The 22,330-nt window shown below is 53.8% G+C and carries 23 protein-coding genes; 17 read left to right on the forward strand and 6 right to left on the reverse strand.

The features are described 5' to 3' along the window. Position 1 precedes the first annotated feature (1 nt). The 8 genes from hflK to B1H58_RS09925 all read left to right on the forward strand — a co-directional run bounded on the left by hflK (position 2) and on the right by B1H58_RS09925 (position 9,818). A complete protein-coding gene (hflK, locus tag B1H58_RS09890; RefSeq protein WP_085069867.1) occupies positions 2-1,240 on the forward strand; it encodes an FtsH protease activity modulator HflK in 1,239 nt (412 codons plus the stop codon). Between the two features lie 3 nt (positions 1,241-1,243). Then, positions 1,244-2,251: a protease modulator HflC gene (gene hflC, locus B1H58_RS09895; protein WP_085069868.1), complete on the forward strand. Its 1,008-nt coding sequence runs from the start codon at positions 1,244-1,246 to the stop codon at positions 2,249-2,251. Positions 2,252-2,480: 229 nt separating this feature from the next. Next, a complete protein-coding gene (locus tag B1H58_RS09900; RefSeq protein WP_085069869.1) occupies positions 2,481-2,681 on the forward strand; it encodes a DUF2065 domain-containing protein in 201 nt (66 codons plus the stop codon). A gap of 156 nt (positions 2,682-2,837) precedes the next feature. Next, on the forward strand, positions 2,838-4,136 hold the full coding sequence (locus B1H58_RS09905; protein ID WP_085069870.1) for an adenylosuccinate synthase: 1,299 nt from the start codon (positions 2,838-2,840) through the stop codon (positions 4,134-4,136). 207 nt (positions 4,137-4,343) lie between these two features. Continuing rightward, positions 4,344-4,790, forward strand: coding sequence for a nitric oxide-sensing transcriptional repressor NsrR (gene nsrR / locus B1H58_RS09910; RefSeq protein ID WP_085069871.1), 447 nt, complete (start codon positions 4,344-4,346; stop codon positions 4,788-4,790). 16 nt (positions 4,791-4,806) lie between these two features. Then, on the forward strand, positions 4,807-7,239 hold the full coding sequence (rnr, locus tag B1H58_RS09915) for a ribonuclease R (protein ID WP_085069872.1): 2,433 nt from the start codon (positions 4,807-4,809) through the stop codon (positions 7,237-7,239). Between the two features lie 75 nt (positions 7,240-7,314). After that, positions 7,315-8,049 (forward strand): 23S rRNA (guanosine(2251)-2'-O)-methyltransferase RlmB, encoded by a 735-nt coding sequence (gene rlmB / locus B1H58_RS09920; RefSeq protein ID WP_085069873.1) that lies wholly within the window; start codon positions 7,315-7,317, stop codon positions 8,047-8,049. 143 nt (positions 8,050-8,192) lie between these two features. Then, complete coding sequence (locus B1H58_RS09925) at positions 8,193-9,818, forward strand: isovaleryl-CoA dehydrogenase (protein ID WP_085069874.1); 1,626 nt, start codon at positions 8,193-8,195, stop codon at positions 9,816-9,818. On the opposite strand, the gene bsmA is transcribed toward B1H58_RS09925, so the two are convergent. Both bsmA and B1H58_RS09935 read right to left on the reverse strand, forming a co-directional pair. Beyond that, the gene (gene bsmA, locus B1H58_RS09930; RefSeq protein ID WP_085069875.1) at positions 9,792-10,124 is read right to left on the reverse strand and encodes a biofilm peroxide resistance protein BsmA; all 333 of its coding nucleotides are present in this window, start codon (positions 10,122-10,124) and stop codon (positions 9,792-9,794) included. The genes B1H58_RS09925 and bsmA overlap by 27 nt on opposite strands. Before the next feature lie 56 nt (positions 10,125-10,180). Continuing rightward, complete coding sequence (locus tag B1H58_RS09935) at positions 10,181-12,112, reverse strand: methyl-accepting chemotaxis protein (protein ID WP_085069876.1); 1,932 nt, start codon at positions 12,110-12,112, stop codon at positions 10,181-10,183. Positions 12,113-12,277: 165 nt separating this feature from the next. Between B1H58_RS09935 and yjfP the strand changes: the two genes are divergently transcribed. The 5 genes from yjfP (at position 12,278) to rplI (ending at position 14,715) form a co-directional block, all read left to right on the forward strand. Further along, complete coding sequence (gene yjfP, locus B1H58_RS09940; RefSeq protein ID WP_237172357.1) at positions 12,278-13,063, forward strand: esterase; 786 nt, start codon at positions 12,278-12,280, stop codon at positions 13,061-13,063. 210 nt (positions 13,064-13,273) lie between these two features. Beyond that, on the forward strand, positions 13,274-13,669 hold the full coding sequence (gene rpsF, locus B1H58_RS09945; protein ID WP_038623908.1) for a 30S ribosomal protein S6: 396 nt from the start codon (positions 13,274-13,276) through the stop codon (positions 13,667-13,669). 6 nt (positions 13,670-13,675) lie between these two features. After that, a complete protein-coding gene (priB, locus tag B1H58_RS09950) occupies positions 13,676-13,993 on the forward strand; it encodes a primosomal replication protein N (protein ID WP_085069878.1) in 318 nt (105 codons plus the stop codon). A gap of 4 nt (positions 13,994-13,997) precedes the next feature. Then, positions 13,998-14,225: a 30S ribosomal protein S18 gene (gene rpsR, locus B1H58_RS09955; protein ID WP_000135199.1), complete on the forward strand. Its 228-nt coding sequence runs from the start codon at positions 13,998-14,000 to the stop codon at positions 14,223-14,225. Between the two features lie 40 nt (positions 14,226-14,265). Continuing rightward, positions 14,266-14,715: a 50S ribosomal protein L9 gene (gene rplI, locus B1H58_RS09960; protein WP_085069879.1), complete on the forward strand. Its 450-nt coding sequence runs from the start codon at positions 14,266-14,268 to the stop codon at positions 14,713-14,715. 82 nt (positions 14,716-14,797) lie between these two features. Here the strand turns inward: rplI and B1H58_RS09965 are convergent, their stop codons facing one another. Next, positions 14,798-15,346 (reverse strand): LysM-like peptidoglycan-binding domain-containing protein, encoded by a 549-nt coding sequence (locus B1H58_RS09965; protein ID WP_085069881.1) that lies wholly within the window; start codon positions 15,344-15,346, stop codon positions 14,798-14,800. Positions 15,347-15,562: 216 nt separating this feature from the next. On the opposite strand from B1H58_RS09965, the gene fklB reads away from it, so the two are divergent. Both fklB and B1H58_RS09975 read left to right on the forward strand, forming a co-directional pair. Further along, entirely contained in the window at positions 15,563-16,183 is a 621-nt protein-coding gene (gene fklB / locus B1H58_RS09970) for an FKBP-type peptidyl-prolyl cis-trans isomerase (protein ID WP_085069883.1), read from the forward strand. Positions 16,184-16,412: 229 nt separating this feature from the next. After that, entirely contained in the window at positions 16,413-16,619 is a 207-nt protein-coding gene (locus B1H58_RS09975; RefSeq protein ID WP_157130163.1) for a hypothetical protein, read from the forward strand. 146 nt (positions 16,620-16,765) lie between these two features. Here the strand turns inward: B1H58_RS09975 and B1H58_RS09980 are convergent, their stop codons facing one another. Then, positions 16,766-18,706: a bifunctional 2',3'-cyclic-nucleotide 2'-phosphodiesterase/3'-nucleotidase gene (locus tag B1H58_RS09980; protein ID WP_085069887.1), complete on the reverse strand. Its 1,941-nt coding sequence runs from the start codon at positions 18,704-18,706 to the stop codon at positions 16,766-16,768. A 326-nt stretch (positions 18,707-19,032) separates the two neighbouring features. Here B1H58_RS09980 and cysQ point away from each other — a divergent pair, with 326 nt between their 5' ends. Then, positions 19,033-19,776 carry a 3'(2'),5'-bisphosphate nucleotidase CysQ gene (gene cysQ, locus B1H58_RS09985; RefSeq protein WP_085069889.1) on the forward strand — a complete coding sequence of 248 codons (744 nt, stop codon included), beginning with the start codon at positions 19,033-19,035 and terminating at the stop codon, positions 19,774-19,776. Positions 19,777-19,783: 7 nt separating this feature from the next. On the opposite strand, the gene B1H58_RS09990 is transcribed toward cysQ, so the two are convergent. Beyond that, on the reverse strand, positions 19,784-20,338 hold the full coding sequence (locus B1H58_RS09990) for a YtfJ family protein (protein ID WP_085069891.1): 555 nt from the start codon (positions 20,336-20,338) through the stop codon (positions 19,784-19,786). Between the two features lie 320 nt (positions 20,339-20,658). Here B1H58_RS09990 and B1H58_RS09995 point away from each other — a divergent pair, with 320 nt between their 5' ends. After that, the gene (locus B1H58_RS09995; RefSeq protein WP_085069893.1) at positions 20,659-20,865 is read left to right on the forward strand and encodes a DUF1107 domain-containing protein; all 207 of its coding nucleotides are present in this window, start codon (positions 20,659-20,661) and stop codon (positions 20,863-20,865) included. 84 nt (positions 20,866-20,949) lie between these two features. Here B1H58_RS09995 and paeA read toward each other — a convergent pair whose 3' ends face one another. Next, positions 20,950-22,272, reverse strand: coding sequence for a polyamine export protein PaeA (paeA, locus tag B1H58_RS10000; RefSeq protein ID WP_085069895.1), 1,323 nt, complete (start codon positions 22,270-22,272; stop codon positions 20,950-20,952). Positions 22,273-22,330: the final 58 nt, after the last annotated feature.

Raw genomic sequence — 22,330 nt, forward strand, 5'->3', positions numbered from 1 at the left:
CATGGCGTGGAATCAGCCCGGGAATAACGGACAAGACCGCGACCCGTGGGGAAGCAGCAATAATAAAGGCGGCAACTCTGGGGGTAATAAAGGAGGACGCGATCAGGGACCTCCCGATCTCGACGATATCTTCCGTAAGCTGAGCAAAAAGCTTGGCGGTCTGGGCGGCGGCAACAAGGGCGGCGATAGCTCGCGCAGCTCAGGTAACGGCGGTAAGCTGGTTGGTATTGTGGCCGTAGCGGCCGTGGTTATCTGGGCCGCAAGCGGCTTCTATACCATCAAAGAAGCGGAGCGAGGCGTGGTGACGCGCTTTGGTCAGTTTAGCCATCTGGTTGAGCCGGGCCTGAACTGGAAACCGACTTTTATCGATCAGGTTCGTGCGGTTAACGTTGAAGCGGTGCGTGAACTGGCTGCTTCTGGCGTAATGCTGACGTCGGACGAAAACGTGGTGCGCGTTGAGATGAACGTGCAGTATCGCGTAACCGATCCGGAACGCTATCTGTTTGCGGTCACCAGTGCTGATGACAGCCTGCGTCAGGCAACCGACAGCGCGCTACGTGGCGTAATCGGCCGCTCCAGCATGGATCGTATTTTGACTGAAGGACGTACCGTGGTGCGTAGCGAAACGCAGCGCGAAATCGATGAGACCATTCGTCCTTACAACATGGGTATTACCGTGCTGGACGTAAACTTCCAGGCGGCGCGTCCGCCAGAAGAAGTTAAGGCTGCGTTTGATGATGCGATTGCTGCCCGTGAAAACCGTGAGCAGTACGTTCGTGAAGCAGAAGCCTATGCAAATGAAGTTCAGCCGCGCGCTAACGGTCAGGCGCAGCGTATTCTGGAAGAGGCGCGCGCGTATAAATCCCGCACCGTGTTAGAGGCGCAGGGTGAAGTCGCGCGTTTCGCTAAAATTCTGCCGGAATACAAAGCCGCACCGGAAATTACCAAAGAACGTTTGTATATCGAAACCATGGAGCGCGTGCTGAGCGGTACACGTAAGGTTTTGGTAAACAGCAACAACAATAACCTGATGGTGTTGCCGCTGGATCAACTGATGCGGGGCACGGGTTCAACCAATGCCGCTGGCAGCCAGGAGAGTAGCAGTCTGATGCGTCTGCCGCCGGCGACCGGCAGCAACGATCGCGCCAACAGCGGTTCGTCCTTCTCACAGGATGACATTATGCAAAGCCGCCGTGCTAATGCACAGCGCAATGACACCCAGCGCGAAGGGAGAGAGTAAGCGATGCGTAAGCCATTAATCGTATTAATTATCGTTGTGCTGGTGGTGCTTTACGCGTCATTGTTTGTGGTTCAGGAAGGTCAGCGTGGAATCGTGCTGCGTTTCGGCAAAGTTCTGCGTGATGATGAAAACAAGCCGCAGGTTTTTGAACCAGGCCTTCATTTCAAAATTCCGTTCCTGGAGTCAGTGAAGACGCTCGACGCGCGTATCCAGACCATGAATAACCAGGCCGATCGCTTTGTGACCAAAGAGAAAAAGGATCTGATTGTGGATTCTTATATCAAGTGGCGCATCAGTGACTTTAGCCGTTACTACCTGGCGACCGGCGGCGGCGACATTTCACAAGCCGAAGTGCTGCTGAAGCGTAAATTCAGTGACCGTTTGCGTTCAGAAATGGGCCGTCTTGATGTTAAAGACATTGTGACCGATTCCCGTGGACGCCTGACGACTGACGTACGCGACGCGCTGAACACCGGTAGCGCCGGAAGTGATGATGAAGTCCAGACGCCAGCAGCGGATGATGCTATTGCCAGTGCGGCAGCGCGCGTAGAGCGTGAAACCAACAGCAGCGGACCGGCAATCAACCCGAACAGCATGGCTGCGTTGGGTATTGAGGTCGTTGATGTGCGCATTAAGCAGATCAACCTGCCAACTGAGGTTTCCGATGCGATTTACAACCGTATGCGCGCTGAGCGTGAAGCGGTAGCGCGTAGTCAGCGTTCGCAAGGTCAGGAAGAGGCGGAAAAATTGCGTGCTCAGGCGGACTATCAGGTCACTCGCACTCTGGCAGAAGCGCAGCGTGAAGCTTTAATCACGCGTGGTGAAGGCGATGCCGAAACGGCTAAGCTGTATGCCGATGCGTTTAGTCAGGATCCCGATTTCTACGCCTTTATTCGTAGCCTGCGCGCCTATGAGAAGAGCTTCAATAACAATCAGGATGTGATGGTGTTAAGCCCGGACAGTGATTTCTTCCGTTATATGAAATCGCCTTCTGGTGCCGCAACACGCTAAACCTGTGAAAAGAGCCGACAGCCTGTCGGCTCTTTTTTTGCCTCTTGTTCGGCTCCCTCTTCTTTATCGCACAGCCTGATTCTCCCTGATTCTCCTGATAAAATTCAGCGGATGATGCCATGATATATCCCGTCACTCTTTTTACATCCGCTTCAGCTAACCCTGTATTTACTGATTCTCTATCCGTGTGCATAATCGCCTGCTTCTGCCCGTTTGCTACTGAGAAATAATGAATACAACCATTTGGATGGCGCTGGCGTTAGTGCTGGTATTAGAAGGCCTTGGGCCGATGCTGTGGCCGCGTGTCTGGCGGCGTATGATCCTTGCAATGGCACAACTACCGGATCGTCTGCTGCATCGCTTTGGTGGTGGCATTGTGGTGGCCGGCGCGGTGGTTTACTACATGTTGAGTGTTCACGGCGGCAGTTAATGCCATATCCAGGAATGGCTTCTGACAGAGGCAAAATGGCAGGGAACGCCTGGTGAAATTAGCCGTAAAAAACTGCGCAATCGTATGCTAAAAGTGCTGAAAGTGGAAAATCATGGTGGTAGAATCCTTTTTTAAGCAATCGGTGGTTTCAAAAAAATGGGTAAGAACGTTGTCGTACTGGGCACCCAATGGGGTGACGAAGGCAAAGGTAAGATTGTTGACCTTCTGACAGAGCGCGCTAAATACGTTGTGCGCTATCAAGGCGGCCATAATGCGGGTCATACGCTTGTCATCAACGGTGAAAAAACCGTTCTCCACTTAATTCCTTCTGGCATCCTGCGTGAAAACGTCACCAGCATCATCGGCAACGGTGTTGTGCTGTCTCCGGCTGCGCTGATGAAAGAGATGAAGGGTCTGGAAGAACGTGGCGTCCCGGTACGTGAACGTCTGTTAATTTCTGAAGCTTGCCCGTTGATCCTGCAATATCATGTTGCGATGGATGTGGCGCGTGAAAAAGCGCGTGGCGCGAAGGCGATCGGCACCACCGGACGCGGCATCGGCCCCGCTTATGAAGATAAAGTTGCCCGCCGTGGCCTGCGCGTAGGCGATCTGTTTAACAAAGAAACCTTCGCCGTGAAGCTGAAAGAGATCGTTGATTTCTACAATTTCCAGCTGGTTCACTACTACAAAACAGATGCGGTCGATTATGACACCGTGTTGAAAGATGTCATGGAAGTCGCTGATATTCTGACCAGCATGGTTGTTGATGTCTCCGACCTGCTGGATAACGCGCGCAAGCGTGGCGACCTGATCATGTTTGAAGGCGCTCAGGGTACGCTGTTGGATATCGACCACGGCACCTACCCCTACGTCACTTCTTCTAATACTACCGCAGGCGGCGTGGCTACCGGCTCTGGTATTGGCCCGCGTTACGTTGATTATGTGCTGGGTATTATCAAAGCCTATTCAACCCGCGTTGGCGCAGGTCCGTTCCCGACCGAGCTTTTTGATGAAACCGGCGAGTTCCTGTGTGAAAAAGGTAATGAGTTTGGTGCCACCACCGGACGTCGTCGCCGCACCGGCTGGCTGGATATCGTTGCCGTGCGCCGTGCAGTGCAGATTAACTCGCTGTCTGGCTTCTGCATGACCAAACTGGATGTGCTGGACGGGCTGAAAGAGGTTAAAATCTGCATTGGCTATCGTATGCCGGATGGCCGTGAAGTTACCACGACACCGCTGGCTGCAGAAGGTTGGGAAGGCATTGAGCCGATCTATGAAACCCTGCCAGGCTGGAGCGAAAGCACTTTTGGCGCGAAGTCCGTTGATGCGCTGCCGCAAACGGCACGTGATTACATCAAGCGTGTTGAAGAACTGACGGGCGTACCGGTTGATATCATCTCTACCGGCCCGGACCGCAGCGAAACCATGATCCTGCGTCATCCATTTGACGCCTGATTATGTAAAAGGCCGGACACGCTCCGGCCTTTATCTTCTGACTTACTGCAGACGCACCGCGCTTTATTCCCATCCTTTTGCTTACCGCTTTTTCCTGAAATCCGACTTGCTTAAAAAAATGCCCTTAATCTTATGGGCTGGTTTATCATCATTAGATAATAATTATGCTAAACGGATGAAATTCACCGGAAATTCACCGAGGTTATTGTGCAACTGACGAGTTTTACCGATTTTGGCCTGCGTGCGCTGATTTACATGGCGACTTTACCTGCCGGGCAAATGACAAATATTACCCAGGTTACCGACACTTATGGCGTGTCGCGCAACCATATGGTCAAAATCATTAACCAACTGAGTCGTCTGGGCTATGTGGCTGCCGTTCGTGGCAAAAATGGTGGCATTCGCCTCGGAAAACCCGCATCAGAAATTGTAATTGGGCATGTTATTCGGCAGATGGAGCCGCTACAGCTGGTGAACTGTGATGTTTGCGCTATCACGCCCGCCTGTCGTCTACGTCAGGCGTTGAAAACCGCCACCGAGCAATTTTTGCGTGAGCTGGACAACTACACGTTGGCCGATCTGGTGAAGGATAACCATCCGCTTTATAAAATTTTATTGCCGGAGCCTGGGATCCCCACGCTAACCGGCTACTGACAACGGAGGAACCGCTATGTCAAAAGATCCTTTTCAGGAAAGAGAAGCTGAAAAATATGAAAACCCTATTCCCAGCCGCGAATTCATCCTCGCCCATTTAGAAAAACGTGAAAAACCTGCCAGCCGGGAAGAGTTGGCTGTTGAAATGAACATTAGCGGTGAAGAGCAGCTTGAAGCGCTGCGCCGCCGCCTGCGTGCCATGGAGCGTGACGGGCAACTGGTGTTCACTCGTCGTCAATGTTATGTCCTGCCTGAACGCCTGGATCTGCTGCGCGGTAAAGTCATTGGTCACCGCGATGGCTACGGCTTCCTGCGCGTGGAAGGGCAAAAAGATGATCTCTATCTCTCCGCTGAACAGATGAAGTTCTGCATGCACGGCGACGTTATCCTGGCGCAACCGTTGGGTGCCGATCGTAAAGGCCGCCGTGAGGCACGTGTGGTCCGCGTGCTTGAGCCGCGTAACAGCCAGATTGTTGGCCGCTATTTTACCGAAGCTGGCGTGGGCTTTGTGGTACCGGATGACAGTCGTCTGAGCTTCGATATTTTGATCCCGCCAGAAGAGATCATGAATGCGCGTATGGGCTCGGTGGTAGTGGTCGAGCTGGTGCAGCGCTCAACGCGTCGTACCAAAGCCATTGGTAAGATTACCGAAGTGCTGGGTGACAATATGGGCACCGGGCTGGCAGTGGATATGGCGCTGCGTACGCATGAAATCCCGCACGTCTGGCCGGCAGAGGTAGAAGAGCAGGTCGCTAAACTACGTGAAGAGGTGCCGGAAGAGGCGAAGCAGGGCCGCGTGGATTTACGCCAGCTGCCGCTGGTAACCATCGACGGTGAAGATGCCCGTGACTTTGATGATGCGGTTTACTGCGAGAAAAAACGTGGCGGCGGCTGGCGTTTATGGGTCGCGATTGCTGACGTCAGCTATTACGTGCGCCCCGGCACGCCGCTGGACAACGAAGCGCATAATCGCGGCACCTCGGTTTATTTCCCGTCGCAGGTCGTCCCGATGCTGCCGGAAGTGCTCTCTAACGGCCTCTGTTCTCTGAACCCGCAGGTAGATCGTCTCTGCATGGTCTGCGAAATGACCATCTCCTCCAGCGGTAAGCTGACCGGCTATAAGCACTATGAAGCGGTAATGAATTCCCATGCGCGTCTGACCTACACCAAAGTCTGGTCGATTTTGCAGGGCAATCCGGAGCTGCGTGAACAGTATGCGCCGCTGGTGGGTCATCTCGAAGAGCTGCATCGTATGTATGAAGTGCTGGAAAAAGCGCGTGAGCAGCGCGGCGGCATCTCTTTCGAAACGGACGAAGCGAAATTTATTTTCAACGCCGAACGTCGTATTGAGCGCGTGGAGCGCACCGTACGCAACGATGCCCATAAGTTGATTGAAGAGTGCATGATCCTCGCCAACATCGCCTCGGCTCGTTTCGTTGAGAAGCATAACGAGCCTGCGCTGTTCCGCGATCACGATCGCCCCAGCGATGAGAGCATCAAAAGCTTCCGCTCGGTGCTGGCCGAACTGGGCCTGTCGCTGCCTGGCGGCAACAAGCCGCAGCCGCTGGACTATGCCGAACTGCTGGAAACCATCGCTGACCGTCCCGATCACGAAATGCTGCAAACCATGCTGCTGCGCTCCATGAAGCAGGCGGTTTACGATCCGGAAAATCGCGGTCACTTCGGCCTGGCGCTCGCCTCCTATGCGCACTTTACGTCACCGATCCGCCGCTATCCCGATCTGCTGCTGCATCGGGCGATTAAGTATCTGCTGGCGCAACAGCAGGGCACGCTGCAGGGCAACAGCACGCCGACCGGCGGCTACCACTATGAAATGCAGCAGATGCTGCAGCTGGGCCTGCACTGCTCCTTAACCGAACGCCGCGCTGATGAGGCCACGCGTGACGTCGCTGACTGGCTGAAGTGCGACTTTATGCAGGATCAGGTGGGCAACACCTTTACCGGCGTGATTGCCAGCGTAACCGGCTTTGGCTTCTTTGTCCGTCTGAACGATCTGTTTATCGATGGGCTGGTGCATGTGTCGACGCTGGATAACGACTATTACCGCTTTGATGCGGTAGGGCAGCGCCTGATTGGCGAATCTGGCGGACGCACTTATCGTCTCGGCGATACCGTAGAAGTGCGCGTTGAGGCGGTGCATATGGACGAGCGTAAAATCGACTTTGCGCTGATCTCCAGCCAGCGCAGCCCGCGCGGCGAAGGCAAAACCGCGCGTGAGAAGGCGAAGAAAGGCGCTTCCGGCAGCCATAACAAGCGCCGCCGCGAAATGCGGAAAACCGCTAATTTCGAGCCGGATGCGGCGTTCCGCGGCGAAAAAAAACCGGCGAAGCCAAAAGGCGAGAAAAAAGCGAAAAAACCGTCGGAAAAAACGCGTAAAATCGCCGCCGCAACCAAAGCAAAGCGTGCATCGAAGAAAAAAGAGGCATAAGCGGTAACAGGCGATCCCTGTCGCGCCGCAGGCCAAAGGGCGGCTGGGCCGCCCGTAACCAGCATCGGATAACATATGAGTGAAGTAGTTTTCGGCATTCACGCCGTACAGGCGCTTTTAGAGCGCGATCCGCAACGTTTCCAGCAGGTCTGGATCCTGAAAGGCCGTGACGATCGCCGTCTGCAGTCGCTGATTACTGCGCTGGAAGCGCAGGGGATTGTGATTCAGGTTGCTACGCGCCAGTGGCTCGACAGTAAATCAGAAGGCGCTGTGCATCAGGGCATCGTGGCGCAGGTAAAACCGGGAAGGCAGTATCAGGAAGGCGATCTGCCGGATCTGCTGGCGTCGATTGAATCGCCGCTGCTGTTGATCCTGGATGGCGTCACCGATCCCCATAACCTTGGCGCCTGCCTGCGCAGCGCGGATGCAGCTGGTGTACATGCGGTTATCGTACCGAAAGATCGTTCTGCTGCGCTGAACGCCACGGCGAAAAAAGTTGCCAGCGGCGCGGCGGAAAATGTCCCGCTGATTCGGGTGACCAACCTGGCGCGCACCATGCGTCTGCTGCAGGAGTACCATGTCTGGATTGTCGGCACTGCAGGCGAAGCGACCCATGAAATATGGGAAAGCAAAATGACCGGCCCGCTGGCACTGGTGATGGGCGCGGAAGGTGAAGGCATGCGCCGTTTGACGCGTGAACACTGTGATGATCTGATCAAACTGCCTATGGCGGGCAGCGTCTCTTCACTGAACGTTTCGGTTGCGACCGGCATCTGCCTGTTTGAAGCGGTACGTCAGCGTCGCGGCTGATCGTTGCGGGGCGTGATGAGCGCCCCGAATATCCTCTCTGTTACGGGCATCTTCTGCAGCTTTCTGCATAATGACTCTACTGCTGGATAATTCAAAGCCCTGGCCGCTGGCTCATCGGGCTTTCCGCATGGAGATCCCCGCTTATGCCCGTTACCCATACCGTTTTTAATCAGCCTCGCCCACTCAGCAATAGCAACCTGTTTCTTTCCGATACGCCGCTGCGTGAAGCCGTGGCGCGCTTTGGCGCGGACTGGGACCAGGATCTGCTGGCATCGGTAGGGCAGCAGCTTGGCAGCAGCGAGTCGCTGGAGCTGGGAAGGCTGGCTAACGCTTTTCCGCCTGAGCTGCTGCGCTACGACGCGCGCGGCGAACGGCAGGATGATTTACGCTTTCATCCTGCCTGGCACCTGTTGATGCAGGGGCTGTGCGCTAACCGCGTGCATAATCTGCCCTGGCAGGCCGGGGCGCGCTCAGGCGCGTTTGTGGCCCGCGCTGCGCGTTTTATCCTGCATGGGCAGGTAGAAGCTGGCACGCTTTGTCCTGTTACCATGACTTTTGGCGCGATGCCGCTGTTGCAGGCCAGCCTGCCGTCTCTGTTTGCCGACTGGCTGCCGCCGTTATTAAGCGACCGTTACGATGCACACCTCCACGCTGCGCCGCAAAAGCGCGGGCTGCTGATCGGCATGGGCATGACGGAAAAGCAGGGCGGTACCGATGTCCTGAGCAATACCACGCGCGCAGAACCTGTTGCAGCGCGCGGCAACGGCGAGAGTTATCGTGTTACCGGCCATAAATGGTTCTTTTCTGTACCGCAGAGTGATGCGCATCTGGTGCTGGCTCAGGCGCCGGGCGGCATCAGCTGTTTTTTCCTGCCGCGCCTGCTGCCGGACGGCACGCGCAACGCGGTATGCATTGAACGTCTGAAAGATAAACTGGGCAACCGCTCTAACGCCAGCAGTGAGGTAGAGTTTGACGGCGCAACAGGCTGGCTGTTAGGCGAAGAAGGCGACGGCGTGCGTCAGATTTTAAAAATGGGCGGCTATACCCGTTTTGACTGTGCGCTGGGCAGCCATAGCCTGATGCGGCGCGCCTTCTCAGTGGCGCTCTATCATGCGCATCAGCGTCAGGTGATGGGAAAAACGCTGGTTGAGCAACCGCTAATGCGTCAGCAGCTGTGCCAGCAGGCGCTGCAGCTGGAAGGGCAGACCGCCCTGTTGATGCGTATCGCTCATGCCTTTTCGCAACCGGCGGATGAACAGCAGCGTGCTTATGTGCGTCTGTTTACGCCTGCCGCAAAGTTTGCAGTCTGCAAAAACGCGACGCCTTTCATCGCTCAGGCGATGGAGATATTAGGCGGCATCGGCTATTGCGAAGAGAGTGAGCTACCGCGTCTTTATCGCGAAGCGCCGGTAAATAGCATCTGGGAAGGCGCGGGTAATGTTATGTGTCTGGATGTGCTGCGGGTGTTGAGAAAGCAGCCAGCGGTGACGGAGATGCTGGCTGCTCAGTTTGATGAGGTTAAAGGCCTTAACCGCCATTTCGATAGCTGCTGGCGTCAACTCAAACTACGGCTGCGTAAGCCGCAGGAGGCGCAGGCGCACGAGATAAGCAGTCAGCTGGTGTTATTAGCGACCGGCCAACAGCTTTTGACTACCCTGGAACCGCCGTTGGCGGATGCCTGGTGTCAGCACTGTTTAGATACGCGCGGCGCGGTATCTGTTACAAACGCTGTCAGCGAACGTTTATTGCTGCGCGCCAGCGGCGGATGAGCCCGCCGGGCCATACAGCACCGCTGAGGCGTACCACATTCCCGGCATCACCGTTTCGCTGAGCGCCACTATCTGATAATAGGTGGCACCAGCCTGATTGGCCTTTTGCGCAATTTCGCGCTGGGCATCATCCGGCGAGCCGCGCGTGGTGCTGGTAATGCTGCCCAGCCTTGGCAGGTTAGTGGTCTGCGCCCGGTGAATCTCTTGTGCCTGCGGCAACGGCGGCGGCGGCGCTTCCGGCGTTGAACGCAGCGTACTGCAGGCGCTTAAAGTCAGAGTTAACAGCAGTAAAGGCCAGTAACGCATCGTAAATTCCTCACGGTAGGGGGATCGCTTAAGTGTATGCGATCCCCACTGTTCCGTTAGCCTTTCAGCGTAAAAACGCTTACCAGCTCGGTCAGATGATGCCCTTTTTTGCTTAGCGCATGCGCGGTCTCTTCCGACTGGGCAACCAGCTCGGTATTTTGATGCGTCGCCTGGCCGATCTGCGTCATCGCGATATTGACCTGACCAATTCCCGCGGACTGCTCCTGAGAGGCGATGTTAATTTCGCCCATCAGCGCTTTAACCTGTTCAATGCGCGTAACAATATTTTCCATCGCGCTGCGCGTCTGTTCGGAAAGGATATGGCCCTGATTCACGCTGTTAATGGAGTTACTGATTAGCCCATCGATCTCCTTCGCTGCCTGCGCGCTACGGCTCGCCAGCGCGCGGACTTCAGCCGCAACGACCGCAAACCCTTTACCATGCTCGCCTGCGCGTGCCGCTTCTACCGCTGCGTTCAGCGCCAGGATATTGGTCTGGAAGGCAATGGATTCAATGACGTGGGTGATATCAGCAATACTCTGTGAGGAGACTTTGATCGCCGACATGGTACTGACCGAGTGCGCGACCGTTTCACCGCCTTGCTGCACGGCGCTTGCGGCTTCCGCTACCAGCTGTAGCGCTTGTGCAACGTTCTCCGCATTCTGTTCAACGGTGGCGCCCAGCTGTTCCATACTGGCGGAGGTCTCTTCTACGCTGCTGGCCTGGCGGGTAATCTGCTCGCTGATATTTTCACTGCTGACGGCAATCGCGTCGGTACCCTGACTAATATCCTGCGCGGCGGTACGCACCTGGGAAACGATACGTTCCAGCCCGTCACCGATGCCGTTAATGGCGGTAATCAGCTGGCCTACCTCATCTTTACGCTGCGTTTGCAACGTTGCCTGCAGGTTGCCGTCCGCATACTGTTCAGCCAGGTGGATTACCTTCTGTAGCGGAACGCTGACCCAGCGGCGCGTGATAACGACAAAACCTACGGCAAACAGGATCACCAGTCCCATCCCAAGCAGCAGGAAAGTATTACGGGCCGAAGTAATGGGCGCCAGCAGGCTGTCTTTATCCACATCGCCAAGGATGATCCAGTTCCAGCCAGGCAGATGCTGCCAGGCAACGATACGCGGTTCGCCATCCTGTATCGTTTCCAGCGTGCCGCTCTGCTGGGTGGTGAGCTGCTGCATGGTTTCCGGCGACCAGTGTGCCATTTTCCCCTCTTCCTGCGGATGGAACAGCCAGGTACCGCGAGAACTTCCTGCCGCGCCGTTCATCACCATAAAGCGGCCGGTATCGCTGAAGGACTTATTCAGCACTTTATCGCGCATCAGCGCGATCTGCTTACCTATCTCCACGCCGACAAACAGAATGCCAACAACCGTCCCGCTGGCATCTTTTACCGGTTGGTACTGGGTGATGTAGCGTTTGCCGAACAGGGAGGCCAGCCCGCGATACGCTTCACCTTTACTCACCAGGGCGAAGGCCGGGCTTTGGCGATCGAGCTGGGTTCCCATCGCACGTGAGCCATCTTCCTTCAGCAATGAGGTGGCAACACGCACGTAGTTATCGCCGTCACGGACAAAAATCGTCGAAATAGCACCGGTACGTGCTAAAAAGTCATCAACAACGGTTTCATCCAGATTCAGCGTTTTTAACCCGGCGCGTAAAGTTGGCGTAGAGAAGTCGCCTACCGTGATACGCGCGCTTTCATCACGGCTAAACTCTTTCGGCAAGAAGCTTTGAAACAGGCTGGTATAGTTGGCTACTTCTTCGCTCAGCGTGGCGTTAAACATGCCTGCCATGTCGCCAATCCCTGCCACCTGGTTTTGCATATTTTCCAGCGTTAATGCCTGCAGCTGTTTGGCCGCATTATTGCTTAAAGCGAGCGTGAGGATGAAAAACAGCACGGCCACGCTCAACGAGGTCATGACAGACAGCTTGACGCCCAAACTGGCGCGGCTGAGTGAGAGACGCTTCATGAGTTCTACCTTTTGGTAATATTATGGGATCTCGTTAAACGGCAAAAATTGATGAATTTTTACCCCACAAACCGCAGGGAAAAGGCTCTTTTTTTCTGCAGCTGATGAAGAAATCACGCAATTGCTTATAATCAATGGCTATTTTCTATGCATAGTGAGCGGATCATGACGGCAATGACGCAGGAAAAAATCACCACAGGTAGGGCGATCGATATCGTTACCGAATCTTTTAGCGGCATTGAGTGCCTGCACGCCGCGCCAGCTGGTCAGCGCGCTACCGCTTTGCCTGCCGTGATTTTCTGGCATGGTTACCTCTCTTCCAAAGAAGTCTATGCCTGGGCTGCCGTCGCGCTGGCACAGGCCGGCTTTCGCGTCATTATGCCGGATGCCGATCAGCATGGTTCCCGTTATGGCGGCGACAGCGCATACCGGCTGGCCCATTTCTGGGATATTTTGCGCAGCAGTATCGATGAGCTGCCGCAGCTGGAAGCCGCGTTGCGAATGCAAGGCTTAATTGCCGAAGGCCGCTTCGGCGTGGCGGGCGCCTCAATGGGCGGCATGACCGCGTTGGGTGCTATGGCGCGCTATCCGCATATTAACCGCGTCGCCTGCCTGATGGGATCGGGCTATTTTATGTCGTTAAGTCAGACTCTCTTTCCGCCCTTGCAGGCAGAAACGCCTGAAGAGCAGGCGGAACGGGCGCGCCTGCTGGCACCGCTTGCCGGATATGATCCCAGCCGCCAGCTGGAGCGGCTGGCGGATCGTCCGCTGCTGCTGTGGCATGGCGAAGCGGATGACGTTGTTCCGGCGGCAGAAACTCAACGGCTGGTTCAGGCGCTGACCAGCGCGCAGCTTGACCAGCAGCTTAGCTGGCTAACTGAACCAGGAGTAGGGCATAAAATAACGCCGCAGGCGTTAGAGGCGCTGGTCAATTTTTTCGCATCTCTTTGATAGTTCAGATGAAGGGCGCAGGCAGGAGAGCATAATGCGCCGCCGCCCCGGCCCGGCGCTTTTTTTCCGTGATTCCCGCTTGAGTTTCCCCCGCCATGCCAGTATGATTACGCGTCAATTTTTTCAGCCGTACACTTAAAACGTTCCTTGCTTCCATGGGCCGCGGTTGACCCTGACAGGAGGCTGAATAATCCGTAAGGAGCAAATTCGATGCGTCATTACGAAATCGTCTTTATGGTTCATCCTGACCAGAGCGAACAAGTTCCGGGCATGATCGAGCGCTACACTGGTGCCATCACTGGTGCAGAAGGTAAGATTCACCGTCTGGAAGACTGGGGTCGCCGTCAGCTGGCTTACCCGATCAACAAACTGCACAAAGCGCATTACGTTCTGATGAACGTAGAAGCACCGCAGGAAGTGATCGATGAGCTGGAAACTAACTTCCGCTTCAACGACGCCGTTATCCGCAGCATGGTTATGCGTACCAAAAACGCAGTAACCGAAGCATCTCCGATGGTTAAAGCGAAAGACGAGCGCCGTGAGCGTCGTGAAGATTTCGCTAACGAAACCTCTGACGATGCAGATGCCGGGGATTCTGAAGAGTAATCGACCGTGACGGCGAACCGGCTGCGTTTGTCTGGCACTGTGTGTCGGGCACCGTTGCAAAAAATAAGTCCGTCAGGGATTCCACACTGCCAGCTGGTGCTTGAGCATCGCTCGCAGCAGGAAGAGGCCGGATTCTTCCGGCAGGCCTGGTGTCGTATGCCCGTGATTATTAGCGGTAAGACGCATCAGGTGATTACTCAACATATAACGGTCGGCACGCAGCTTACCATTGAAGGCTTTATTTGCAGTCATCAAGGGCGCAATGGCCTCAGTAAAATTGTGCTGCATGCCGAGCAGATTGAATTGATAGATTCTGGAGACTAGCCAAATGGCACGTTATTTCCGTCGTCGCAAGTTCTGCCGTTTCACCGCGGAAGGCGTTCAAGAGATCGACTACAAAGATATCGCTACGCTGAAAAACTACATCACTGAAAGCGGTAAGATTGTACCGAGCCGTATCACCGGTACTCGCGCCAAATACCAGCGTCAGCTGGCTCGTGCTATCAAGCGCGCGCGCTACCTGTCTTTGCTGCCGTACACTGATCGTCATCAGTAATCGGCCACTGTCCAATTATCGACTTTGAGAGGATAAGGTAATGCAAGTTATTCTGCTTGATAAAGTAGCAAACCTGGGCGGCCTGGGCGATCAGGTTAACGTTAAAGCGGGCTATGCTCGTAACTTCCTGGTTCCGCAGGGCAAAGCTGTGCCGGCAACCAAGAAAAACGTTGAGTTCTTCGAAACTCGCCGTGCTGAACTGGAAGCCAAACTGGCTGACGTTCTGGCAGCAGCCAACGCTCGTGCTGAAAGCATCAATGCACTGGGCACCGTGACCATCGCTTCTAAAGCGGGTGACGAAGGCAAACTGTTCGGTTCTATCGGTACCCGTGACATCGCTGACGCTGTAACTGCAGCTGGCGTTGAAGTGGCTAAGAGCGAAGTTCGCCTGCCGAACGGCGTTCTGCGTACCACTGGTGAGCACGAAGTGAGCTTCCAGGTTCACAGCGAAGTGTTTGCTAAGCTGAACGTGAACGTAGTTGCTGAATAAGTTATTTCAGTAACATGAAAATGCCGGCCCTGGGCCGGCATTTTTGTTTTTGCATCTAACTACTGCTTGTTTCTGCTGCGCTTTATTGCGCTCGCAAAAAAGAGCCGTCCGGCTGGCGGGTAAACAGCACCGGGCCGTTCTCGCCCTCTACCGTAAGCCCGGTCACCACGCCATTGCTGTCCTGACGAATTTTCACCTGCTGTCCACTTTGCAGGCTGCTTAGCGGCTTATCATCGCCTTCAACGCGCGCCATCGCGAAAACATCGTTCACCTGTAGATTATTATCCCGAAATAGCTGCGCCAGCGTTTGACCAGAGGCAATCTGATAGCTGCGCCACTGACCATTATCCTGGGTGGGTTGCGCAGACTGAGTGGGCTGCGTCGCAGGTGGGTTATCATAAATTTCCGCCTGCAGCGGTACCTCTTTACTGCTATTGTCGCTGGCCGGGCGCGGCGCACTGTCACGCGGTGCTGAGACTGGCCAGAGAAAAGCCAGCAGCACCACGATAAGCACCAGAATGATGCCACGCCGATGCGCTGGCGGCAGTGGCTGCATCCAGCTAATACCATCCGGCAGATGCCAGAGGCGGGTCAGCCATAAGCGAATGCCAGAATGGGAGTCCTTGAGCATAATATAACCTCCGGCACCTTGTGCGCGTCGCAGTTGCTTTCCTCGATGCAGTATGGGCAAAAAAGACGCAAAGTGCCTGTCTGGGTTATAAAAATTGCGATGGCGTTATTGTTTCCTTTTCATTACAAAAAGTCATCGAAAGAATGCAGATTTTACCCCTGCAACGCAGGCTGTTATGCTGCGTCTTCTTTTGATTGATTGGTGAAAGGATAAAATATGACAACCCCTTCTTTTGACAGCCTTGAAGCGCAGGCAAGCTACGGTATTGGTTTGCAGGTAGGGCAGCAGTTGCTGGATTCCGGCCTGCAGGGATTACTGCCGGAAGCGATGGTAGCGGGCCTGCGTGATGCGCTGGAAGGGAATGCGCCAGCAGTACCGGTTGATGTAGTGCATCGTGCGCTGCGCGAAGTACATGAGCGTGCGGATGCCGTACGTCGTGAGCGTCAGCAGGCGATGGCGGCAGAAGGTCAAACCTGGCTGCAGGAAAACGCCCAGCGCGAAGGGGTAAACAGCACCGAATCCGGGCTGCAGTTCCGCGTCATCAATCAGGGCACCGGCCCGATTCCTTCTCGTCAGGATCACGTGCGCGTTCACTACACCGGTAAGCTGATCGACGGCACGGTATTTGACAGCTCGGTCGCGCGTGGTGAGCCAGCAGAGTTCCCGGTAAGCGGCGTGATTGCTGGCTGGATTGAAGCCCTGACGCTGATGCCGGTGGGTTCTAAATGGGAGCTGACGATCCCACACAATCTGGCCTATGGCGAGCGTGGCGCAGGCGCATCGATTCCGCCGTTCAGTACGCTGATATTTGAAGTGGAATTATTAGACATTATCTAAGCACTCCCATTTAATAATATAAAGGCAAAAGGATAAACTTTTTGCCTTTATTATAATGTAGTAAAATCGCCTGTTAGTTTCCCTGCTTTGCTTTTATGTATCCTTATCTATATGTTTCCTTATTCGATGTATCCGAATGTTGCTTTGTGAAATTGATTTTCACTATCCTCTGTTTGCCTTAATAATAAGGAGTTTAGTAAATCAACCTACACATAAAAGAGTGACTATTATGCGTCAGCTAAATGACAAGGAAATGGAACAAATCTCCGGCAGCCTGGTAACTAACGCAACAGAAGCAGGGGCCCTGTTGGGCGCTGGCATTGGCAAGCTGCTGGATTTGAACGTGACAGGCGCAATCACCGGTATCGGTAATGGTGTAGTCAGTATTGTCGATAACGGTTCGAGCGCCATTAAGCAGCTGTTCGGCAACAAATAAGGCGGTTTTACTCCAGATAATATTTTATAGCTTCCTTAAGTAAGTAAAGCGGATTATTTATTTTTACGCTGTGGAAGCTAATGCAATACTCTTGCCTGGCACTGGTTTGGTAATAATAAAAAGCCAGCCGGAGCTGGCTTTTTATACTATTTTTGCAGGTCGATACGATAAACAGCAAAGCCATTTTCGTCCTGGCTGATATAGCTCAGCGGATAACGACCATAACGGGAAATAAAATCTGCGGCTTTCGCTGAGGGTGAGGTTTCAAAACGAATATCCAGCGGAACAGCGCTCTGAACAGGAGCCAGCCGCCAGTTATTATCCGCCTGCGGATGCACTTCCCCCTGTGCTTTGGTTTGCGCGCTAATCCAGGCTGAAACGATCGCGCGGTTCTCATCAGGTGAAGAGAAAGCGATATATTTTTCTCCGGTTCCGGCAAACTTGCCGCCCCAGGCGCGATAGTTATTGGTTGCGATCAGGAAGGGGGTGTCGGCCCCGATGGGTTTACCCTGCCAGGTCAGATTTTTAATACGCGAAGCTTGCGGATGAATTAACTGGCATTCCTCATCATAACGAGCCGGTTGCGTCACATCGATCTGATAATTCACACCATCAATCACATCAAAATTATAGGTGCGGTAGTTCCAGTTAATCAGCGCCTGCGGCTGCCGCTGTTGCGGGTCGATCTGATTAAACTGTCCGGCAGAACACTCCAGCCATTGCTTTACCTGCTCGCCGTTAACTTTCATCACCACCAGCGTATTGGGATAGAGATAAAGGTCTGCAGCGTTACGAAACGTAAGTTCTCCCTTTTCCACTTCCACATAGCTAGCCGGATCGTTTTTACGTCCTCCCGCTTTAAAAGGCGCGGCGGCGGAGAGCACCGGGATGTTGGCCAGATCGGGGTCGCCCTGAATAAAATGCTCAACGTAAGCGCGCTGCGCGTTATTTACGATTTGCACCGTAGGATCGTCCTGCACCAGCGACAGGTAGCTGTACATCACGTCTGCAGATTTACCGATCGGCTGTGCGACAAAATCACGCGTGGCGCGATGAGCGTCAGCCAGCACCTGCACCAGAGCGCGATCTTCCTGCGCCAGCGATTTTTTCGCCGCCTTATCATAAATTGGGCGCGCCTCGGCGCGTGCATGGGTCACTTTCCATTGTCCGTCGTCATTATTCAGCGTCAGATCCACCACGCCAAGGTGATCGCCCCACATGCCCGGCATAACCGCCGGTATCCCGTTGAGCGTGCCCTGTTTGATATCCGCACCGGGAATAGCGGCAAAATCGGCGCTGGGGAAGACGGCGTGCGCATGGCCAAACATAATGGCGTTAATGCCCGGGACTTTGCTGAGATACCACACGGAATTTTCAGCCAGCGCATGATAAGGTTCGCTCGATAAACCAGAGTGCGCGACGGCGATGATCACGTCCGCGCCCTGTTGACGCATAACAGGCACCCAACGTCGGGCACTTTCGGTTATATCATCAACCGTTATTTTTCCCTGCAGGTTCGCCCGATCCCAGACCATAATTTGTGGCGGTACAAAACCGATATAGCCCACGTTCAGTGTGTAGGTTTTTCCGTCCTGCCCGATCACTTTCTCTGGTTTAATCAGCCAGGGAGTAAAGCGTGGTTTGCCCGTGGCGGTATCGATGATGTTGGCATTGATATAGGGGAAATGAGCCCCTGCCAGCGCCTTCTGCAGATAATCCAGGCCATAGTTGAATTCATGATTGCCCAGATTACCGACGCTGTAGCCCAGCGTATTCATCGCCTGATAGACCGGATGCGTTTCTCCCGCCTTCAGCCCCTTTGCGGCCATGTAATCACCAAGCGGGCTGCCCTGGATAACATCGCCGTTATCTACCAGCACGCTATTCTTAACTTCCGCACGCGCCGCAGCGATGAGCGTGGCGGTGCGCACCAGGCCAAATTTATCGCTGGGTTTGTCTTTGTAATAATCGAAATCCATCATGTTGCTGTGCAGATCGGTGGTTTCCATAATGCGAAAATCCACCGTAGCAGCGGAAAGCGGAATCGAAACCGTGGCTATCACCAGAAGCGCAGTACCCTTAACCATTTTTTCCTCCTGAAAGTAATCGCTACAAACTTCTCAAATTAATCTGCAAAGGTTACGTTTCATCGCACGAATTTGTGATAGCGAACAGATAAATAACCCTTATCAAGGTCTGTGACCGTTGTCTGCGAAAGGCGCCAGGGAAAGGGTAATGACAGTAATACGTGAATTATGCTATTGATAACTAAACGATCTGCAAATACGACCGGCTGGCAGCCGCTGACTGTGGCATCTGAATGCCAGCTGCTATGCTTAAACAGCATGATCAATCATCGTAAGTCCCGGCACTGTCGTCAGGCTTACTTCGGTCATCGACAAAGAGGTGAAAAATGTTAGAGCAAATCTGCCAGCTGGCGCGTGAAGCGGGCGACGCCATTATGAATATTTACGATGGCCAGGCGCCGCTCGACGTTTCTCACAAATCTGACGATTCGCCCGTGACCGCTGCCGATATTGCGGCGCACCGCGTGATTATCCGGGGGCTGCAGCAGCTTACGCCCGAGGTGCCGATTGTTTCCGAAGAGGACCCGCCTGCTTTTGAGGTTCGTCAGCACTGGCAACGTTATTGGCTGGTTGATCCGCTGGATGGCACCAAAGAGTTTATTAAACGTAACGGTGAGTTTACGGTGAATATCGCGCTGATCGTTCAGGGCAAACCGGTAGTTGGCGTCGTCTATGCGCCGGTGCTGGGCGTAATGTATTCCGCTGCGGAAGGTAAAGCCTGGAAAGAAGAGAACGGGCAGAAAACACAGATTAAAATCCGTGATGCGCGACCGCCGCTGGTGGTTGTCAGCCGTTCTCATCAGGATGGCGATGAGCTGACGGAATATCTCAAGCAGCTGGGCGAACATCAAACGGTGGCCATTGGTTCTTCGCTTAAATTTTGCCTGGTTGCGGAAGGTAAGGCTCAACTCTATCCGCGCTTTGGGCCGACCAACAGCTGGGATACTGCCGCTGGTCATGCGGTAGCGCTGGCCGCAGGCGCGCATGTTCATGACTGGAAAGGGCGCTCGCTGGACTATACGCCACGCGAATCCTTCCTCAACCCTGGCTTTCGCGTCTCTATTTTCTGAGGTGCATCTATTTAAGCAACTGATGCAGCAGGACGATAACCTGCTGCGTTTCCTGCGCCGTCAGCGCACCATCTTTCGCAAAGCGCACCCTGCCATTTTTATCTAACACCATCACCGCAGAGCCGCCATCCTCCAGCTGCCAGGCCCGTTTCGCCGCACCGTTGCTGTCGACGATAAACTGTGACCAGGGATACTGTGTCTTATTGCTCTCAATGCTGCTGCGCACAAACATACCGGTACCAGGGATAGCGTCGTCAGTATTGATAATGGTGGTGGTTTGATAGCGATCCTGCGGCAGATGCGCCTGTTTTATCGCTTCCACCAGCGCGGCATTTTTCTCTTTAGCGGATGAGCGCCCGGCTATATGTTGCACCACGCGCACTTTACCGATCAGCTGTGCGCTATTCCATGGCCGATAGCTAAAATTATCCTGTTGATAGTTAAGCTCTCCTTTATCACTGATGCCCACCGGCGCAACGCGCTGGCCGTTGACAAAGTCATGTGCGTGGCTACTAAAAGGCAGCAACAGGCTAAATACAAGGGCGAGCGGGGCATGTCTCATTATTATCTCCACATGGAAAGGTGATCCGACCAGTTGGTCATGTTTTTGAAATAATAAGCAGCCATTATGCTGCTGTCGCATCAACTTGCCAGCTTTGCGGCAGACTGCACAAATTAGCTCAGGCAGGGGGTTTATACTGCTTTACATGCGTGCATTAACAGACTCTCCTGTAATGATGTGTCAATGCAGTAAAAAAAGTTAATTTTAGGAACACAGGAAGCGGACGATGTTCTATAGTTTACCGGCACTTTGCGCTTCAAGGGCTCGTACCGATTTTGGCAACGGCGGAGCGTATTAATTTTTCAGGAGTTGAAAGCAACATGAAGATTTTTCAGCGTTATAATCCTTTCCAGATCGCCAAATACGTTAAAACACTGTTTAAAGGAAGGATTTACATCAAGGATGTAGGCGCGTTCGAGTTTGATAAAGGCAAAATCCTCGTTCCGCGCGTTAAAGATAAGCAGCATTTTAGCGTAATGTCGGAAGTAAACCGTCAGGTGCTTCGGCTGCAGGCAGAGTATCAGTAATAAAACAGGGCGCGATTAACGCGCCCTTGTGCTGTCTGGCGGCAAACAATTGGCTGAGCCGCCTGAAAAACCCTGCAAACCTTCTTATTCTTCCATATCTTTGTTTATCGTCAGGGTTGCCGGACGTTCATCAATACGCGTAACCAGTAGCTGATCGATACGATAGCTATCAATATCCACTACTTCAAACTTATAGCCTGCAAACTTAACAAAATCGGTACGTTTAGGGATTTTGCGCAGCATATACATCATAAAGCCGCCGATGGTTTCATAGTTGCCCGACTGTGGAAACTCGTTGATATCCAGCACGCGCATCACATCATCAATTGGCGTGCCGCCTTCTACCAGCCAGGAGTTTTCATCACGGGCGACAATCTGTTCTTCCAGCCCTTGCCCTACCAGATCGCCCATCAGCGTAGTCATTACGTCGTTCAGCGTAATAATGCCCACGACCAGCGCGTACTCGTTCATGATAACCGCAAAATCTTCACCGGCGGTTTTGAAGCTTTCCAGCGCTTCGGAAAGCGTCAGGGTATCAGGAACAATGAGCGCAGAACGGATTTGCAGACCGCTGTTGAGCGCCATGCTTTGATTACCCAGTACGCGTAGCAGTAGCTCTTTGGAATCGACATAGCCGACGATATGGTCGATATCACCGTTACAGACTAAAAACTTGGAATGGGGATGCAGCGCAATCTTCTCTTTCAGGCTGCTTTCCTCTTCATGCAGATCGAACCAGATAATGTTCTCACGCGAGGTCATTGAGGAAGGAACCGTGCGCGATTCCAGCTCAAACACATTCTCAATCAGCTCATGCTCCTGTTTGCGCAGCACGCCTGCCAGCGCGCCCGCTTCCACAACGGCATAAATATCATCAGAGGTAATGTCGTCTTTACGCACCATGGGGATTTTAAACAGGCGGAAAATCATGTTCGCCATACCGTTAAAGAACCACACCATCGGGCGGAACAGCAGCAAACAGAAACGCATGGGATTAATAATGCGCAGCGCGATAGCTTCCGGCGAGATCATCCCGATACGCTTTGGCGTCAAATCGGCGAACAGAATAAACAGGCTGGTCACCAGGGTGAAGGAACAGATAAAACTGAGCTGTTCCGCCAGTTCAGGCGAAACCAGGCCATCAAATAGTTTCTGGAAAGAGGGAGAGAAAGCGGAGTCGCCGACGATACCGCCAAGAATAGCAACGGCGTTCAGGCCAATTTGCACCACGGTAAAGAACATACCCGGCGTTTCCTGCATTTTCAGCACGCGCTGCGCGTTGATATTGCCGTCATCGGCCAGCAGTTTGAGTTTAATTTTACGCGCGGCAGCCAGCGATATTTCTGACAGAGAAAAGAAGGCGCTGATCGCAATCAACACGAGTATGACAAGCAAGCTATCTAACATAAAGATTCCGTTGGTTTTTGATACTTGTCATTTTTGGCCTGGGCAGCGCGCGTTGCGG

Source organism: Pantoea alhagi (assembly GCF_002101395.1).
GTDB classification, from domain to species: Bacteria; Pseudomonadota; Gammaproteobacteria; order Enterobacterales; family Enterobacteriaceae; genus Mixta; species Mixta alhagi.